Origin of the sequence: Pantoea coffeiphila (assembly GCF_016909495.1) — a bacterium.
Lineage (GTDB): Bacteria > Pseudomonadota > Gammaproteobacteria > Enterobacterales > Enterobacteriaceae > Erwinia > Erwinia coffeiphila.
This window is the reverse complement of record NZ_JAFBFW010000004.1, coordinates 397,361-414,052: the sequence shown is the minus strand read 5'-3', so window position 1 is coordinate 414,052 and position 16,692 is coordinate 397,361. Positions and strand designations below refer to the sequence as shown.

General features: G+C 55.8%; 16 protein-coding genes. 11 read left to right on the top strand and 5 right to left on the bottom strand.

Translation table 11 applies throughout. The features are described from left to right. Positions 1-217 precede the first annotated feature (217 nt). The 8 genes from JOE09_RS15410 to JOE09_RS15375 all read left to right on the top strand — a co-directional run bounded on the left by JOE09_RS15410 (position 218) and on the right by JOE09_RS15375 (position 7,926). Positions 218-1,231: a sulfate ABC transporter substrate-binding protein gene (locus JOE09_RS15410; protein WP_205066386.1), complete on the top strand. Its 1,014-nt coding sequence runs from the start codon at positions 218-220 to the stop codon at positions 1,229-1,231. A gap of 4 nt (positions 1,232-1,235) precedes the next feature. After that, a complete protein-coding gene (cysT, locus tag JOE09_RS15405; protein ID WP_205066385.1) occupies positions 1,236-2,066 on the top strand; it encodes a sulfate/thiosulfate ABC transporter permease CysT in 831 nt (276 codons plus the stop codon). Further along, a complete protein-coding gene (gene cysW, locus JOE09_RS15400) occupies positions 2,066-2,941 on the top strand; it encodes a sulfate/thiosulfate ABC transporter permease CysW (RefSeq protein WP_105593300.1) in 876 nt (291 codons plus the stop codon). Before cysT ends, cysW begins: the two co-directional genes overlap by 1 nt. After that, positions 2,931-4,019, top strand: a complete 1,089-nt coding sequence (gene cysA, locus JOE09_RS15395) for a sulfate/thiosulfate ABC transporter ATP-binding protein CysA (RefSeq protein ID WP_123337669.1) — start codon at positions 2,931-2,933, stop codon at positions 4,017-4,019. The genes cysW and cysA overlap by 11 nt, the downstream gene beginning before the upstream one ends. 79 nt (positions 4,020-4,098) lie before the next feature. Beyond that, positions 4,099-4,977: a cysteine synthase CysM gene (gene cysM, locus JOE09_RS15390; protein ID WP_205066384.1), complete on the top strand. Its 879-nt coding sequence runs from the start codon at positions 4,099-4,101 to the stop codon at positions 4,975-4,977. 167 nt (positions 4,978-5,144) lie between these two features. Further along, a complete protein-coding gene (locus JOE09_RS15385; RefSeq protein WP_205066383.1) occupies positions 5,145-5,825 on the top strand; it encodes a response regulator transcription factor in 681 nt (226 codons plus the stop codon). Then, on the top strand, positions 5,822-7,171 hold the full coding sequence (locus JOE09_RS15380; RefSeq protein ID WP_205066382.1) for an ATP-binding protein: 1,350 nt from the start codon (positions 5,822-5,824) through the stop codon (positions 7,169-7,171). Before JOE09_RS15385 ends, JOE09_RS15380 begins: the two co-directional genes overlap by 4 nt. A gap of 56 nt (positions 7,172-7,227) precedes the next feature. Next, on the top strand, positions 7,228-7,926 hold the full coding sequence (locus tag JOE09_RS15375) for a GntR family transcriptional regulator (RefSeq protein ID WP_205066381.1): 699 nt from the start codon (positions 7,228-7,230) through the stop codon (positions 7,924-7,926). Between the two features lie 45 nt (positions 7,927-7,971). Here the strand turns inward: JOE09_RS15375 and crr are convergent, their stop codons facing one another. From crr to cysZ, 5 genes are all read right to left on the bottom strand, one after another. Then, positions 7,972-8,475, bottom strand: coding sequence for a PTS glucose transporter subunit IIA (gene crr / locus JOE09_RS15370; RefSeq protein ID WP_105593306.1), 504 nt, complete (start codon positions 8,473-8,475; stop codon positions 7,972-7,974). Between the two features lie 44 nt (positions 8,476-8,519). Continuing rightward, the gene (gene ptsI / locus JOE09_RS15365; protein ID WP_105593307.1) at positions 8,520-10,247 is read right to left on the bottom strand and encodes a phosphoenolpyruvate-protein phosphotransferase PtsI; all 1,728 of its coding nucleotides are present in this window, start codon (positions 10,245-10,247) and stop codon (positions 8,520-8,522) included. Positions 10,248-10,516: 269 nt separating this feature from the next. Then, the gene (ptsH, locus tag JOE09_RS15360; protein WP_048915267.1) at positions 10,517-10,774 is read right to left on the bottom strand and encodes a phosphocarrier protein Hpr; all 258 of its coding nucleotides are present in this window, start codon (positions 10,772-10,774) and stop codon (positions 10,517-10,519) included. 393 nt (positions 10,775-11,167) lie between these two features. Beyond that, positions 11,168-12,139, bottom strand: coding sequence for a cysteine synthase A (gene cysK, locus JOE09_RS15355; protein ID WP_105593309.1), 972 nt, complete (start codon positions 12,137-12,139; stop codon positions 11,168-11,170). A gap of 194 nt (positions 12,140-12,333) precedes the next feature. Next, positions 12,334-13,095, bottom strand: coding sequence for a sulfate transporter CysZ (gene cysZ / locus JOE09_RS15350; RefSeq protein WP_205066380.1), 762 nt, complete (start codon positions 13,093-13,095; stop codon positions 12,334-12,336). Between the two features lie 221 nt (positions 13,096-13,316). On the opposite strand from cysZ, the gene zipA reads away from it, so the two are divergent. The 3 genes from zipA (at position 13,317) to JOE09_RS15335 (ending at position 16,585) form a co-directional block, all read left to right on the top strand. Then, positions 13,317-14,288 (top strand): cell division protein ZipA, encoded by a 972-nt coding sequence (gene zipA / locus JOE09_RS15345; protein WP_205066379.1) that lies wholly within the window; start codon positions 13,317-13,319, stop codon positions 14,286-14,288. A 67-nt stretch (positions 14,289-14,355) separates the two neighbouring features. After that, positions 14,356-16,368, top strand: a complete 2,013-nt coding sequence (gene ligA, locus JOE09_RS15340; RefSeq protein ID WP_205066378.1) for an NAD-dependent DNA ligase LigA — start codon at positions 14,356-14,358, stop codon at positions 16,366-16,368. Between the two features lies 1 nt (position 16,369). Beyond that, positions 16,370-16,585, top strand: a complete 216-nt coding sequence (locus JOE09_RS15335; protein WP_105593313.1) for a DUF3820 family protein — start codon at positions 16,370-16,372, stop codon at positions 16,583-16,585. The last annotated feature ends 107 nt before the right edge of the window (positions 16,586-16,692 follow it).

The following is a 16,692-nucleotide window of genomic DNA, read 5'->3' as shown; positions in this document are numbered from 1 at the left end:
TTAGAGCAGGGGCTTATGCAACTCGCCGCAGTGCTCGCCAGTCTCATTTTTCAGCATAGTATTCCCACCCACCGCATAATCAATTCCACACCCTTATAGCGTTTTCTGCTTGCAAATCACCAAACGGTATATAAAACCGTTACAGCTTTTACCCGGGTTATAAATAAACTGAAGGCACTTCAGGCGTAAGCCTTTCCATCTCTCTTCAGGGTGCTACATGACGTTACCGACGGTGAAAAAATTAGTCAGCGCGACCGCTTTCTCGTTACTGCTTGCCGGTGCCGCACAGGCCACGGAGCTGTTAAACAGTTCTTATGATGTCTCTCGCGAGTTGTTTACCGCCCTGAATACACCGTTTGAAAAACAGTGGGATGAACAGCATCCGGGCGACAAGCTGACCATCAAGCAGTCCCATGCCGGTTCTTCCCGCCAGGCGCTGGCTATTCTGCAAGGCCTGAAAGCCGATGTGGTCACCTACAACCAGGTGACCGACGTGCAGGTGCTGCACGATAAAGGCAAGCTGATCCCGGCCGACTGGCAGCAGCGCCTGCCGAACAGCAGCTCACCGTTTTACTCCACCATGGCGTTCCTGGTGCGTAAGGGAAACCCTAAAAATATCCACGACTGGAACGATCTGGTCCGTGACGACGTTAAGCTGATTTTCCCTAACCCGAAAACCTCGGGCAATGCGCGCTACACCTATCTGGCGGCATGGGGTGCGGCTGACCGCGCCGATGGCAAAGATAAAGCCAAAACCGAAAAGTTTATGACGCAGTTCCTCAAAAACGTTGAGGTCTTTGATACCGGCGGCCGTGGCGCGACCACCAGCTTCGTCGATCGCGGTCTGGGCGACGTACTGATCAGCTTTGAATCAGAAGTGAATACCATCCGCAATCAGTACGAAAAAGACGGTTACGAAGTGATCGTGCCGAAGACCAATATTCTGGCTGAATTCCCGGTGGCGTGGATCGATAAAAATACCGAAAGCAACAAAACCACCGATGCGGCAAAAGCCTATCTGAACTACCTCTACACGCCAGCGGCGCAGCAGATCATTACCCAGTTCTACTACCGGGTGAATAATCCGCAGCTGATGGCCGAGCATAAAGACCGCTTCCCGCAGACCGATCTGTTCCGCGTGTCCGATGCGTTCGGCAGCTGGGAAGAGGTGATGAAAGTCCACTTTGCCAACGGCGGCGAACTGGACAAGCTGTTAGCGGCAGGACGGTAACCGGATGTTTGCAACCAGTAAGCGCGTGCTGCCCGGCTTTGGCATCAGCCTCGGCAGCAGCCTGTTTTTCACCTGTTTAATTCTGCTGTTGCCGATCAGCGCGCTGCTGATGCAGCTGTCGCAGATGACGCTGGCACAGTATTGGGAAGTGATCACCAACCCGCAGGTGGTGGCGGCTTATGAAGTAACGCTGCTTGCTGCCGGTGTGGCGTCGATTTTTAATGCCGTCTTCGGCATGCTGATGGCATGGATTCTGACGCGCTACCGTTTTCCGGGACGTGCCATTCTCGACGGTTTGATGGATTTACCGTTTGCGCTGCCGACGGCGGTAGCGGGCCTGACGCTGGCCGGTCTGTTCTCGGTGAACGGCTGGTATGGTGAGTGGCTCGGGCAGTTTGGTATTAAAGTCTCCTACACCTGGCTGGGCATCGCGGTGGCGATGGCCTTTACCAGCATCCCGTTTGTGGTGCGTACGGTGCAGCCGGTGCTGGAGGAGTTAGGCCCGGAATACGAGGAAGCGGCCGAAACGCTGGGCGCCACTCCGTGGCAGAGCTTCCGCCGCGTGGTGCTGCCGGAAGTCGCTCCGGCCCTGCTGGCAGGCACCGCGCTGTCGTTTACCCGCAGCCTCGGCGAGTTTGGCGCGGTGATTTTTATCGCCGGTAACATCGCGTGGAAAACCGAAGTCACCTCGCTGATGATTTTCGTGCGCCTACAGGAATTTGATTATCCGGCGGCCAGCGCCATTGCCTCGGTGATCCTTGCCGCGTCGCTGCTGCTGCTGTTTGCAATTAACACCTTACAAAGCCGCTTTGGCCGTCGTCTGGGAGGCCACTAATGGCGGATGTAAGCGAATTTAAAGGCGTGGGCCGCGCACGTTTTCAGTGGGGCAAGTGGATTCTGATTGGGCTGGGTATGCTGATCTCCCTGCTGCTGCTGGTGGTGCCGCTGATTGCCATCTTTACCGAAGCGCTGTCCAGCGGGCTGATGGCTACGTTCAGCAACCTGCAGGATGGCGACATGCTGCACTCAATCTGGCTGACGGTGCTGATTGCGCTGATCGTCGTGCCGGTGAACCTGGTGTTCGGTACGCTGCTGGCCTGGCTGGTCACGCGTTTTAACTTCCCCGGCCGCCAGCTGCTGCTGACGCTGTTTGATATTCCGTTTGCCGTTTCGCCGGTGGTTGCCGGTCTGATGTATCTGCTGTTCTGGGGCGTAAATGGCCCGGTAGGCGGCTGGCTGGATGCGCACAGCATTCAGCTGATGTTCTCCTGGCAGGGGATGGCGATGGTGACCATCTTTGTTACCTGTCCGTTCGTGGTTCGCGAGCTGGTGCCGGTGATGCTGAGCCAGGGCAGCCATGAAGATGAAGCAGCAGTGCTGCTGGGCGCGTCCGGCTGGAAAATGTTCTGGCGCGTGACGCTGCCAAATATCCGCTGGGCGCTGCTGTACGGCGTGGTGCTGACCAACGCCCGCGCGATCGGTGAATTTGGTGCCGTGTCGGTCGTCTCGGGCTCTGTGCGCGGCGAAACCTACACGCTGCCGCTACAAGTTGAATTACTGCATCAGGATTACAACACCGTGGGGGCGTTTACCGCCGCCGGATTGCTGACCCTGATGGCGATAGTCACACTGTTTCTGAAAGGTGCGCTGCAGTGGCGCTTAGAAAGCCAGCAGCACCGCCTGCAACAGGAGGGGAATAATGAGCATTGAAATTGGTAACATCAATAAATCCTTCGGTAAGACGAAAGTCCTGAACGATATTTCCCTGGATATCCCTTCCGGGCAGATGGTTGCGCTGTTAGGGCCTTCAGGCTCGGGAAAAACCACCCTGCTGCGTATTATCGCCGGGCTGGAGAATCAGAACAGCGGTCGCCTGAGCTTCCACGGTAAAGACGTCAGCCGCGTACACGCGCGCGATCGTCAGGTAGGCTTCGTGTTCCAGCACTATGCGCTGTTCCGCCATATGACGGTGTTCGACAACATCGCCTTCGGCCTGACCGTGCTGCCGCGCCGCGAACGTCCGTCAGCGGCAGAAATTAAGCAAAAAGTGACCCGCCTGCTGGAGATGGTGCAGCTTTCCCATCTGGCAGGACGTTTCCCGGCCCAGCTTTCCGGCGGTCAGAAACAGCGCGTGGCGCTGGCACGCGCGCTGGCGGTAGAGCCGCAAATTCTGCTGCTGGATGAGCCGTTCGGTGCGCTGGATGCCCAGGTGCGTAAAGAACTGCGCCGCTGGCTGCGTCAGCTGCATGAAGAGCTGAAGTTCACCAGCGTGTTTGTGACCCACGACCAGGAAGAGGCGATGGAAGTTGCCGATCGCGTGGTGGTGATGAGCCAGGGCAATATCGAACAGGTCGGCACCCCGGACGAAGTGTGGCGCGATCCGGCCACCCGCTTTGTGCTGGAATTCCTTGGTGAAGTGAATCGCTTTGACGGCGAAATCCACGGTTCGCAGTTCCACGTTGGCGCGCATCAGTGGCCGCTGGGCTATGCGTCGGCGCACCAGGGGAAAGTCGAACTGTTCCTGCGCCCGTGGGAAATCGACGTCAGCCGCCAGAGCAGCCTGCAAACCCCGCTGCCGGTGCAGATTCTGGAAGTCAGCCCGCGCGGCCACTACTGGCAGCTGGTGGTTCAGCCCGCCGGCTGGAGCAGCGAACCGGTCACCGTGGTGCTGGAAGGCGAGCAGTCAACGCCGATCCGTGGCGAGCGTCTGTTCGTCGGACTGCAGCAGGCGCGCCTGTATAATGGTGATACGCCGCTGCGACCCGTTGCCTTTGCGCAAAGCGCCTGATATTTTTCTAAGCTGACTCTTTTTAGCAACAGGGGCTGGATTTTTCCGGCCCCTGTCATTTCATGCCTGGAACCGGACTTTGACCACTCTCGAACATACCATTGGTAATACTCCGCTGATCAAACTTCAGCGCCTTGGCCCGGATAACGGCAGCGAAATCTGGCTGAAACTGGAAGGGAATAACCCCGCCGGATCGGTGAAGGATAGGGCAGCGCTGTCGATGATCCAGCAGGCCGAACTGCGCGGTGAAATCCAGCCCGGTGACGTATTGATCGAAGCGACCAGCGGCAATACCGGCATTGCGCTGGCGATGATTGCAGCGATGAAAGGTTACGTTCTCAAGCTGCTGATGCCCGATAACATGAGCATCGAGCGGCAGGCGGCGATGCGCGCCTATGGCGCAGAGCTGATTCTGGTCAGCCGCGAGCAGGGTATGGAAGGCGCACGCGATCTGGCCAGTGACATGGCGGCACGCGGCGAGGGCAAGGTGCTCGATCAGTTCAATAACGCCGATAACCCGCTGGGCCACTACCGCACCACCGGCCCGGAAATCTGGCAGCAGACCGCTGGCCGGGTCACGCATTTCGTCTCCAGCATGGGCACCACTGGGACCATTACCGGCGTCAGTCGTTTCCTGAAAGAGCAGAGCGAAACGGTGCAAATTATTGGCCTGCAGCCTTCCGAAGGCAGCAGTATTCCCGGTATCCGCCGCTGGCCGGAAGCCTATCTGCCCGGTATTTTCCGCCCGGAGCTGGTGGATGAAGTGATGGATATGTCGCAGCAGGAAGCGGAAGAAACCATGCGCCAGCTGGCGCAGCGTGAAGGCGTGTTCTGCGGCGTCAGTTCCGGCGGTGCGGTCGCCGGTGCGCTGCGTATTGCTCAGGCCAACCCCGGTAGCGTGGTGGTGGCAATCATCTGCGATCGCGGCGACCGTTATCTCTCCACCGGCGTGTACTGATCCCGCTGCGTTTTTTTGTCATCGCGTGGAATCTTTTGCCATCCTGGGGTTCAAAACCCGCCGTACGTTCGCTGCCGGATTTGCCATACTGTAAGGATTAGGTAAAACCGGCTGCGGATTATTTTCTGACAGGCGAAAATAGCGGCTGTATCACTAAGGGATCCCCAATGAAAATTTTACTCGTTGATGACGACCTTGAGCTGGGCACCATGCTCAGCCAGTATCTTATTGCCGAAGGTTTTGATGCCTCGCTGGTGCTGACCGGTAAAGCGGGCGTAACCGGCGCGCTGTCCGGCGAATACAGTGCGATGATCCTCGATATTATGCTGCCGGATATGAGCGGGATTGACGTGCTGCGCCAGGTGCGGCAGAACAGCCGCCTGCCGGTGATCATGCTGACGGCGAAAGGGGATAATATCGATCGCGTTATCGGCCTGGAAATGGGCGCCGATGACTATATGCCGAAACCCTGCTATCCGCGCGAGCTGGTGGCGCGCCTGCGTGCGGTGCTGCGCCGGGTCGAGGAGCAGCCTGCGGCCGTGGAAAACAAAGATGTGATTAGCTGGGGTGAGCTGACGCTGAACCCGGCAACGCGTATCAGCGAATGGCAGAGCAAACCGTTCGATCTCACCGCCTCTGAATTCAATCTGCTTGATTTGCTGCTGCGTGCGCCCGATCGCGTGGTGTCAAAAGATGAGCTGTCTGAGAAAGGTCTGGGCCGCCCGCGTGAAGCCTATGACCGCAGCGTGGACGTTCATATCAGCAACATTCGCCAGAAGCTGGCTGCACTGACTAACGATACGATTAATATCGAAACGGTTCGCAGCATCGGCTACCGCATCCGATGACCTCCCGGTTTCGCGGCTTCCTGTTCTGGAAGATCCTGCTGGGCTTCTGGCTGACCTACATTGCGATTACCCAGCTGATGTGGCTGGGCTTCAGCCTGTACGGCAATCACCGCGAGCCGCCGGAAAATCTGGCCGCCCGGCGCATCGTTAATCTGCAAATGACCTCGGCGGTATCGGTGCTGCAAAACGGCGGGCCGGAAGCGCTGCGGGATATGATGATCGACTGGCCCGATAGCGATCGGCGCTTTTTCTCGGTCCAGCAGGTTGATTCTCTGCCGCCGGGTGCGCCTGAGGATGAACTCAGCCGTGAAATGGCCTCCCGCGAGTTTCCGCAGCAGGTGGTGGAATGGGTGACCGGTGCTGACGGCAACTACTATCAGCTGCGCTACGACGTGGCCGGTCTGCGCCGTGACAGCCAGATGAACCGTCATCCGCGCAGCATTCTCAATATGCCCGAACCGCTGTTTATCGTCGGCTGCTTCTGCGGCCTGCTGTTCAGCCTGTTCCTGGCCTGGAATCTGACGCGCCCGATGCGGCAGCTGCGTGAAGGGTTCGCGAGGGTTTCGACCGGCGATTTGTCGGTGCGGCTGTTTCCTAAAATGCGCCGCCGTCATGATGAGCTGTCGGCGGTGGCCAGCGACTTTGATGCGATGGTTGAGCGCCTGTCGGTGCTGGTCAGCGCCCGTGAAGAGCTGCTGCATGATGTTTCCCACGAGCTGCGATCGCCGCTGGCGAGGCTACAGCTGGCGACCGGACTGGCGCGGCAGACTCCCGCCTCGGTTGAAAGCTCGCTGGACCGCATTGATGAAGAGGCCCGTCGGCTGGATAAAATGATCGGCGAGCTGCTGTCTCTCTCCCGCGCCGAGCAGCAAAAAATTCCCGATGAACAGTACTTTGACCTGCTCGGGCTGCTGGAAGCGGTGACCAACGATGCGCGTTATGAAGCGCAGGTCCCCGGCGTGGAAATCCTGCTTACTGCGGACTCGCAGCAGGATTACACGGTAAAAGGGGATGCGAACCTGATCCGCTCCGCCATTGAAAACGTGGTGCGCAATGCGTTGCGCTTCTCCACTCAGGGACAGCAGGTGACCATAACGCTGCGGCAGGAAGGAACCTGGCTGACGATTATCGTTCGCGATCAGGGACCAGGCGTTGAGGCCGATAAACTTTCCAGTATTTTCGATCCCTTCGTGCGCGTCAGTTCGCCGCTTTCCGGTAAGGGATATGGTCTTGGCCTGTCTATCGTCCGCAAGGTTGTGCTGGCTCATCAGGGCGAAGTGAAAGCGATTAACGCCCGAGAAGGTGGCCTGGAGCTGACGCTTCGCCTGCCGCACTGGGTGGTTTAGACCCAGCGCGTATTTTGCTACGGCAATGGATGATATTTCAGATTTGAGGTTATGGCATGAGCAGTTTGGCTAGCGGCAGGCAGCAGGAAGTTCAACGCATCGTTGACGCACTATCGATTGCTATAGCGCAGCACCGCCTCAGGCCCGGTACACGGTTGATTGAGGCCCAGATCGTCGAGGTGCTTTCTGCCAACCGTAACCACGTACAGGCAGCGTTACAGCGGCTGGCGCTGCAGCATATCGTCACTATCTCGCCGAATCGTGGTGCAAAGGTGTCACAGCCCTGCGCCAGAGAAGCGCGTGAAGTGTTTATTGCCCGGCGAGCGGTTGAGGATGCGGTGCTCGCTGGAATCAACGCGGAGAAGCTGGCGCGTTTCAGTGAGGAGATTGAGGCGCATCAGCAGGCGGAGCAGCAAGCGCTGGCCAGTGGCGACCGCCGCAATATCATTCGTGAACTGAGCGCTTTTCACCTGCTGCTGGCAAAAATCAGCGATAACCAGGTGCTGAGTGAAATACTGGCCAATCTGATGGTGCGCAGTTCACTGATCGTCGCGCTTTATCAGCGCAATGACACGCCGGCTTCTCAATGTGATGAACACTGCGCCGTGCTGGACGCGCTGAGGGTGGGGCAGAACGATGTTGCCCGTTCGATAATGCGCGACCATCTGCATCATCTGGAACAGCAGCTGGATTTAATGGATTCGCCTGCCGAGTCATTGACGCTGCGCGATGCGCTGACCGGCAGCCAGCCATAAAAAAAGCCCCCTGATTGCTCAGGGGGCTTTCTGGTTTATCTGCTCTTACTTCTTGATGCGGATAACCGGAGTCTCACCGACGGTCACGCTGCCGGTCAGTTTAGTCAGCTCTTTGATCTCATCCATGTTTGAGATGACCACAGGCGTCAGCGTTGATTTCGCTTTCTCTTCCAGTAAAGGCAGATCGAATTCGATGACTACGTCACCTTTCTTCACTTTCTGACCTTCTTCAGCGATGCGCTTAAAGCCTTCGCCTTTCAGTTCTACCGTATCAATACCAAAGTGAACAAACAGCTCAATACCGCTGTCGGACTCGATGGAAAACGCATGATTGGTTTCGAAAATTTTACCGATGGTGCCATCAACGGGAGCAACCATTTTATTGCCAGAAGGTTTGATAGCGATACCGTCGCCAACAATTTTCTCTGCAAACACTACGTCCGGTACGTCTTCGATATTGACGATTTCACCAGACAGGGGGGCTACGATTTCAATCGCACCAGATGCAGAATCTGACTTATCGCCAAAAAGTTTTGAAAACAAACCCATGTTCTTCTCCTAAGCAGTAATATTGGGCCAGCCGTCTCCGGGCCTTAGCAGAGTGTCTTTTCTTCAATGAACTTGTTGACCAGGTTCATCAACTCGTCCGCTGTTGGTTGTGCCAGAGCCTGCTCTGCTAGCGCCTTCGCGTCTTCAAAATTCGTATTACGAATAATTTTTTTGATGCGTGGAATAGAAATAGAGCTCATGCTGAATTCATCCAGCCCCATTCCCAATAGCAGTAGTGTAGCACGTTCATCGCCTGCCAGCTCACCGCACATACCGGTCCACTTGCCTTCTGCGTGAGAAGCATCAATAACCTGCTTGATCAGCGTCAGAACGGACGGAGACATCGGATTGTAGAGATGGGAGATCAGATCGTTACCACGATCAACAGCCAGAGTATACTGCGTCAGGTCGTTTGTCCCAATACTAAAGAAATCAACTTCTTTTGCCAGATGGTGCGCAATCACCGCCGACGCTGGCGTTTCCACCATGATACCCACTTCAATGCTTTCGTCGAAGGCTTTGCCTTCTTCACGCAGCTGGGCTTTCAGGGTTTCCAGTTCGGCCTTCAGGAAGCGCACTTCCTCAACGGAAATCACCATCGGGAACATGATGCGCAGTTTGCCAAATGCGGAAGCACGCAGGATGGCACGCAGCTGCGCATGCAGAATTTCGGTACGGTCCATGGCAATACGGATCGCGCGCCAGCCGAGGAACGGGTTGTCCTCTTTCGGCAGGTTCATATACGGCAGATCTTTGTCACCGCCGATATCCATAGTACGTACAATCACCGCCTGCGCGCCTACGGCTTCGGCTACGGCTTTGTACGCATGGAACTGCTCATCTTCAGACGGCAGCGACTCACGGTCCATAAACAGGAATTCGGTACGGTACAGGCCTACGCCTTCAGCACCGTTGCGCTCTGCACCGGCCACGTCACGCACGGTTCCGATGTTGGCGCAGACTTCAACCTGATGACCATCAAGGGTGATCGCCGGCAGGTCTTTCAGCTTAGCCAGTTCGTTCTTTTCAGAAGTGTACTGATGGGCAACCGCCTTCAGTTCATCGATCACGTCGGCCGTTGGATTAACGTAAACTTTGTTGTTTACGCCGTCCAGAATCACGTAGTCATCGTTTTGAATCTGGCTGGTCACATCACCGGTACCGACGATGGCAGGCAGTTCCAGAGAACGCGCCATGATAGAGGTGTGTGAGGTACGGCCACCGATGTCGGTAATAAAGCCCAGCACCTTGTTCAGGTTCAGCTGTGCCGTTTCAGACGGGGTCAGATCCTTGGCAATCAGCAGCACTTCTTCATTGATCGCGCTTAAATCGACAATATGCAGACCCAGGATATTCTGCAGCAGGCGTTTACCGATGTCGCGAACGTCAGCAGCACGTTCTTTCAGGTATTCATCGTCAAGCTCTTCCAGGGCTTTAGCCTGGCCTTCAATGACGGAAAAGGCAGCAGCATCCGCAGTTGCGTGCTCGTCTTTAATCAGGGCGATGATTTCCTGCTCAAGTTCTTCATCTTCCAGCAACATAATGTGGCCTTCGAAGATCGCTTCTTTCTCTTCACCGAAGGTTTCCCCGGCTTTGATTTTGATCGCTTCCAGCTGCACGGCAGCTTTTTTACGACCATCAAGAAAACGCTGAACTTCCTGATCGCACTGATCGGCAGAAATCTTTTTCCGGTTGATGACAATTTCATCTTCTTTCAACAGAAGAGCTTTGCCGAAAGCGATACCCGGTGATGCTAAAATGCCTGAAATCATAACCCTACCTTTCCTGTCTCTGATAATCATCGAAGGCGATGAACCGCTGATGACTGCATCGGTTAATTCACTCAGCGAGCCTGCCGTTTTCTGCGGCCTGTCTTGTCAGCTTTTGGATATTTTATGAAAGCAATAACGCGGACATGCTGTCCGCGATCAAGATACCTACAGTATATCCGTTTACTTTTATCCTGCCGCTGTGTGACAGGTAAGCGCTACGGTTACTTTCAGCCAAAGCTTTACGCTGGATGATGGAAAAACGACCGTGATTACTCGAGCTCGGCCATCAGTTTAACCAGATGCTCAACCGCTTTCTGCTCGTCTTCGCCTTCAGCAGACAGGGTAACAACGGTACCCTGAGTCAGGCCCAGAGTCTGCAGCTTGAACAGGCTCTTAGCGCTGGCTGATTTGCCGTTAGAGGTTACGGTGATTTCAGAAGAGAATGCTTTCGCTTCTTTAACGAACTGAGCAGCAGGGCGGGTGTGAAGGCCGTTTGGTGCAGTGATGGTAACTTCTTGCTGGAACATTATATTTCCCCAACTTAATTTGGTTTGGTGTTGTAGGCCTAAAGTTCAGGCGAAAGCCGGAACCTTAGCCGGTATGAGTCGCGCTGGCTTGGTACAAAGACTCGCCAAAAAATGCGCTGATAAGGTGGAAGCCAGACGGAGAGAAAATACGCGATTAAACTCTCGCTTTTCCACACTTCATTATGCCGCTATTTGCCGCAGTGCGCCAAACCAGTAAAACGATTCAGCACGATCCAGGTCACGCGGCGATTAATTTTACGGATCAAAATAATTGGCAGCTTAAATACCAGACACTGGAGGGTAAAAGCAATCTGCAGGATGGTAAAAGTTTGACGGACTCCACAAAAAAGCACCCAAATGGGTGCTTTTTTGAGCAAATCTGCGGATCGACGATTACTGCTGCAGCTCTTTTTCAGTGAACAGATCGGCGAACAGTGCGGTAGAGAGATAGCGCTCGCCGGAGGACGGCAGAATCACCACAATGTTCTTGTTGGCGAAGGCTTCATCTTCCTGCAATTTCAGCGCTGCGGCGACCGCTGCGCCGGAAGAGATACCGGCCAGAATGCCTTCGTCTTCCATCAGGCGACGGGCGGTAGAAATCGCTTCTTCATTGGAGATTGCGACAACGCGGTCAACCAGGTTCAGGTCAAGGTTGCCCGGAATAAAACCGGCACCGATACCCTGAATCTTGTGTGGGCCTGGCTTGATTTCGTCACCGGCCAGCGCCTGGGCGATAACCGGAGAGTCGGTTGGCTCAACCGCAACGGTAATCAGCTCTTTCTTGCCTTTGGTGTTTTTGATGTAGCGGCTGACGCCGGTCAGCGTACCGCCGGTGCCCACGCCTGCGATAAACACATCGACTTCACCATCGGTATCTTCCCAGATTTCCGGGCCGGTGGTTTTTTCGTGAATTTCCGGGTTGGCCGGGTTGCTGAACTGCTGGAGCAGCACGAACTTATCCGGGTTGCTGGCCACAATCTCTTCGGCTTTAGCAATCGCGCCTTTCATACCTTTGGCGCCTTCGGTCAGCACCAGGTTTGCACCCAGCGCTTTCAGCAGTTTGCGGCGTTCCACGCTCATGGTTTCCGGCATGGTCAGCGTCAGTTTGTAACCGCGAGCGGCGGCCACATAGGCCAGAGCAATACCGGTATTGCCGCTGGTTGGTTCAACCAGTTCAATGCCGGGTTTAAGAATTCCGCGTTTTTCTGCGTCCCAAATCATATTGGCACCGATACGGCATTTGACGCTGAAGCTTGGGTTGCGTGACTCAACTTTCGCCAGAATGCGTCCATTACCGATGCGGTTCAGTCGAACCAGCGGCGTATGACCGATTGTTAACGAGTTGTCTTCATAGATCTTACTCATAGCCTGTCCTTAACTGTATGAAATATTGGGAACGGTCTAGAGCATACCGTGTTCAATTTATCAAGGAAGTGAAGAAATCGTATATATATATGTTCTGTCGAAATAAGCCCTGTCGAAACGGCATATAGATAAATCTAAGGCTGCGCAGGGCGCATTGCTACCCTGTCGCAGCGAAAGATTCGGCCGGCTCTTGCTTAGCGGCTCAGCCCAAGCGTAGCGCGGTAGCGGTCTACCCACATGGCGGTGGCACCGCATACGGCCACCGGCATGATCGCCAGATTCAGGATGGGGATCAGGGTGAACAAACTGACCAGCGCGCCGAATTGTAAATTATCGGTCTTATTCTGACGCAGTGCTGCACGCATCTGAGTAAAACTGACTTTGTGGTTATCGAAAGGGTAGTCGCAGTACTGAATAGAGAGCATCCATGCGCTGAACAGGAACCACAGCACCGGGGCCACCGTCTGACCAAATCCGGGGATAAAGTAGAGCAACAGCAGTACGATGGCGCGCGGTAAATAGTAGGCCAGCTTCTGCCACTCGCGTTTCATGATGCGTGGAAAATCTTTCACCAGAGCTGCCCAGCCGCTATCGGGCAGCGGTTGACCGGTGAGCCTGGCTTCCAGCTGCTCGGCCAGCAGGCCACAAAACGGTGCCGCAATCCAGTTCGCGATAGTGGAGAAAAAATAGCTAAAGACTAGAATAATGGAGAGAACGACCAGCGGCCAGAGCAGGTAGCTAAGCCACTGTAGCCAGCCGGGTACCATGGCCATCAGTTCGGGTATCCACTGGCCAAGACGGCCAAACAGCCAGATAAAGGCGCCGCCCATCAGAAGGATATTGACCAGCAGCGGCAGGATGACGAAGCGGCGAATGCCGGGCAGGCGGATCAGCTGCCAGCCCTGGGCAAAATAATGGACCCCGTTATGACCATTGTTGGAATTATTTAGTACCATGTAATGCTTTATCTCCTATTCACATGCTGGTTTCGGCTATCATAACCCAGCTGTTTGCGCTTTCCAGGGCAAGATTGCGCGAAATTACAGCAAAAAAGCGTCCTCGACTCGGGATATTTGTCAGAAAATACTGCACAGACTTGCACTTGTGTACTTGGGCAAATACAGTTAGAGGATAAAGTTTGCCGCGGTGGCAAGGTATTGGAACAACAGAGAATACAATGATGCAGGATTTGCGTCTGATATTAATCGTTGTTGGCGCGGTCGCAATTATAGCGCTTTTACTGCACGGCCTGTGGACCAGCCGTAAAGAGCGTTCATCAGTTTTTCGCGACCGTCCGCACAAGCGTTTAAAGCAGGACAGAGAAGAAGCTTTCGAGGATGACGAAGAAGGTATGGATGACGTGCGTGCCACGCGCAGCCCTCCTGAACCGTCGGACCCTTCCCTGGGTGGATTCAATGCCGGGGATGAACCGCCGCGTCAGCCTAAACCTCGCCCGGAGCCGGTTAGTCACCAGCCCCCGGTTATTGAGGAACAGCCTGAACAGGACCCGTTGTTCGGCGGTAACGCACAGCCAGAGCCTTATCATGATGAGGTTCCGCCGCGCCGCGCCGAGCCCGTGCTGAACGCGGAACCCGTTGCCCGTGCTGAAGAGTCGGTGGTAAAACCGGTCTCTGCCCCTGTTGCCGAGCCGCAGCGGGTTGAACCCGCACAGCCAGCTGTACAGCAGGCACCTGCTCATACCGAGGCTCCGCGTGCATCAGCACCGAAGGAAACTGTTCTGGTCCTGCACGTTTCGGCTCACGCCGGTGGCAGTATCAGCGGTGAAGCGCTGCTGCAGGGTGTGCTTCAGGCTGGCTTCCAGTTTGGCGAAATGAATATTTTCCATCGTCACCTGAACCCGGCGGGCAGCGGCCCGGTGTTGTTCAGCCTGGCGAACATGGTGAAGCCGGGTTCATTTAATCCGGATAACATGTCGGACTTTTCCACCCCTGGCGTCTCTATCTTTATGATGGTGCCGTCCTACGGTGATGCGAATCAGAACTTCAAGCTGATGCTGCAATCCGCGCAGCGCATCGCTGATGATGTGGGTGGTGTGGTACTGGACGATGAACGTCGTATGATGACGCCGCAGAAGCTGGAATCGTACAAAGGGCGCATCCGCGAAGTCGTCGAAGCCAACAGTCACTAAACGTTTTTCTAATCCCGCTTAACTAACCCCCGACTTCGGGGGTTTTTTATCTCTGATGGTGCCGCATATGCAATCCGTACAAGACAAACTTACCCATCTGAAAGCTCTGCTTCACCACCATGAATACCAGTATCACGTGCTGGATGCGCCGGAAATTCCGGATGCGGAATACGATCGTCTGATGCGTGAATTGCGCGAGCTGGAAACGGCTCACCCGGAGCTGATTACTCCTGATTCGCCAACCCAACGTGTGGGGGCCGCTCCGCTGGCGGCGTTTGAGCAGGTCCGCCATGAAGTCCCGATGCTGTCCCTGGATAATGCCTTCGATGAAGAGAGCTATCTGGCCTTCAACAAGCGCGTGCAGGATCGCCTGAAAAGCAGCGATGACATCCTCTTTTGTTGCGAGCTGAAGCTGGACGGTCTGGCGGTCAGCCTGCTGTATGAAGACGGCCTGCTGGTTCGCGCGGCAACCCGAGGTGATGGCACCACCGGTGAGAACATCACCTCCAACGTGCGCACTATCCACGCCATTCCCCTGCGCCTGAAGGGCGACAATATTCCGGCCAGAGTAGAAGTGCGTGGTGAAGTCTTTATGCCGCAGGCCGGTTTTGAAAAAATGAACGACGAAGCGCGTCGTACCGGCGGCAAAGTGTTTGCCAACCCGCGAAATGCGGCGGCAGGATCGCTGCGCCAGCTGGACCCGCGCATCACCGCCAAACGCCCGCTGACCTTTTTCTGCTACGGCCTGGGGCTGCTGGAAGGCGGTGACATGCCGCGCAGCCACATTGAGCGCCTCAAACAGTTTAAAGCCTGGGGACTGCCGGTCAGCGATCGCGTCCGCCTGTGCCACAGCGCCGACGAGGTGCTGGCCTTTTATCGTCAGGTTGAGGCCGACCGCCCGCAGCTGGGTTTTGATATCGACGGCGTGGTGATCAAGGTCGATTCACTGGATCTGCAAGAGCAGCTCGGTTTTGTCGCCCGCGCCCCGCGCTGGGCGGTAGCGTTTAAGTTCCCCGCGCAGGAGCAGATTACCACCGTACGTGACGTTGAGTTCCAGGTAGGACGCACCGGTGCGATCACCCCGGTTGCACGTCTGGAACCGGTGCTGGTTGCCGGCGTGATGGTGAGTAATGCCACGCTGCACAACGCTGATGAAATCGATCGTCTGGGGTTAAAGATTGGCGATCGCGTGGTGATCCGCCGTGCCGGAGACGTTATCCCGCAGGTCGTTAGCGTGGTCGAATCCGCCGAAGACGCGCGAGAAATAATATTCCCGACCCACTGCCCGGTCTGCGGCTCGGACGTTGAGCGCGTAGAGGGCGAAGTGGTAGCCCGCTGTACCGGTGGCCTGATCTGCGGTGCACAGCGTAAAGGCGCGCTGAAGCATTTCGTTTCCCGCCGGGCGATGGACATCGACGGCATGGGCGAGAAGATTATCGATCAGCTGGTGGATAAAGAGTACGTACTCAATGCGGCCGATCTGTTCGATCTGACCGCCGGGAAACTGACCGGTCTGGATCGCATGGGGCCGAAATCGGCGCAGAACGTGGTCGATGCACTGGCGAAAGCGAAGCAAACCACCTTTGCCCGCTTCCTCTACTCGCTGGGGATCAGTGAAGTGGGAGAGGCGACCGCTGCTAACCTCGCCGCGCATTTCGGTACGCTGGAGGCGCTGATGGCGGCCGATATCGAGGCGCTGATTGCCGTACCGGACGTCGGTAAAGTGGTGGCCAGCCACGTGCGTAATTTTATGGATGAAGAAAGCAACCGCGAGGTTATCCGCCTGCTGGTTGAGAAAGCCGGCATTCACTGGCCGGAAGTGGTGGTGGTCAAGGCCGAAGAAATCGACAGTCCGTTTGCCGGTAAAACCGTGGTGCTGACCGGTTCATTAAGCGTGCTGTCGCGCGACGAGGCTAAAGATCGCTTAACGGCGCTGGGCGCGAAGGTGAGCGGCAGCGTGTCGAAGAAAACCGATCTGGTGATTGCCGGTGAGGCAGCAGGTTCCAAGTTGGCGAAGGCAACGGAGCTGGGCATTGCGGTGATCGATGAAGCGGAAATGATTCGTTTACTCGGTGAGTAATATGGAAAAGGAACAGCTGGTTGAGATTGCCAACATGGTGATGCCGTTTGGCAAGTACAAAGGGCGGGTGTTGATCGATCTGCCCGAGGAGTATTTGTTGTGGTTTGCCCGCAAGGATGAGTTTCCACAGGGCAAGCTCGGCGATCTGATGCAGATTACGCTGGCGATCAAGATTGAGGGGCTGGAAGGGCTGGTTAAGCCGCTGAAGCGAGGATAATGGTTGGTGGGGAATGCCCGTTGCCTGCGTGCCCGGAGAATGCGCTGGCTGGCTGTTCCCCAGTCCTCGATGCCCCGGCCATCAAGCAAAAAAATAGCCGCTCCAAA

What these genes read in the sequence shown, in the direction of transcription:
- JOE09_RS15380 (WP_205066382.1), top strand. Translation starts at nt 5,822, where the DNA reads ATGACCTCCCGGTTTCGCGGCTTCCTGTTCTGGAAGATCCTGCTGGGC.
- cysZ (WP_205066380.1), bottom strand. Translation starts at nt 13,095, where the DNA reads ATGGTACTAAATAATTCCAACAATGGTCATAACGGGGTCCATTATTTT.
- cysA (WP_123337669.1), top strand. Translation starts at nt 2,931, where the DNA reads ATGAGCATTGAAATTGGTAACATCAATAAATCCTTCGGTAAGACGAAA.
- crr (WP_105593306.1), bottom strand. Translation starts at nt 8,475, where the DNA reads ATGGGTTTGTTTTCAAAACTTTTTGGCGATAAGTCAGATTCTGCATCT.
- ligA (WP_205066378.1), top strand. Translation starts at nt 14,356, where the DNA reads ATGCAATCCGTACAAGACAAACTTACCCATCTGAAAGCTCTGCTTCAC.
- ptsH (WP_048915267.1), bottom strand. Translation starts at nt 10,774, where the DNA reads ATGTTCCAGCAAGAAGTTACCATCACTGCACCAAACGGCCTTCACACC.
- ptsI (WP_105593307.1), bottom strand. Translation starts at nt 10,247, where the DNA reads ATGATTTCAGGCATTTTAGCATCACCGGGTATCGCTTTCGGCAAAGCT.
- JOE09_RS15410 (WP_205066386.1), top strand. Translation starts at nt 218, where the DNA reads ATGACGTTACCGACGGTGAAAAAATTAGTCAGCGCGACCGCTTTCTCG.
- JOE09_RS15335 (WP_105593313.1), top strand. Translation starts at nt 16,370, where the DNA reads ATGGAAAAGGAACAGCTGGTTGAGATTGCCAACATGGTGATGCCGTTT.
- zipA (WP_205066379.1), top strand. Translation starts at nt 13,317, where the DNA reads ATGATGCAGGATTTGCGTCTGATATTAATCGTTGTTGGCGCGGTCGCA.
- cysK (WP_105593309.1), bottom strand. Translation starts at nt 12,139, where the DNA reads ATGAGTAAGATCTATGAAGACAACTCGTTAACAATCGGTCATACGCCG.
- cysT (WP_205066385.1), top strand. Translation starts at nt 1,236, where the DNA reads ATGTTTGCAACCAGTAAGCGCGTGCTGCCCGGCTTTGGCATCAGCCTC.
- cysW (WP_105593300.1), top strand. Translation starts at nt 2,066, where the DNA reads ATGGCGGATGTAAGCGAATTTAAAGGCGTGGGCCGCGCACGTTTTCAG.
- JOE09_RS15375 (WP_205066381.1), top strand. Translation starts at nt 7,228, where the DNA reads ATGAGCAGTTTGGCTAGCGGCAGGCAGCAGGAAGTTCAACGCATCGTT.
- JOE09_RS15385 (WP_205066383.1), top strand. Translation starts at nt 5,145, where the DNA reads ATGAAAATTTTACTCGTTGATGACGACCTTGAGCTGGGCACCATGCTC.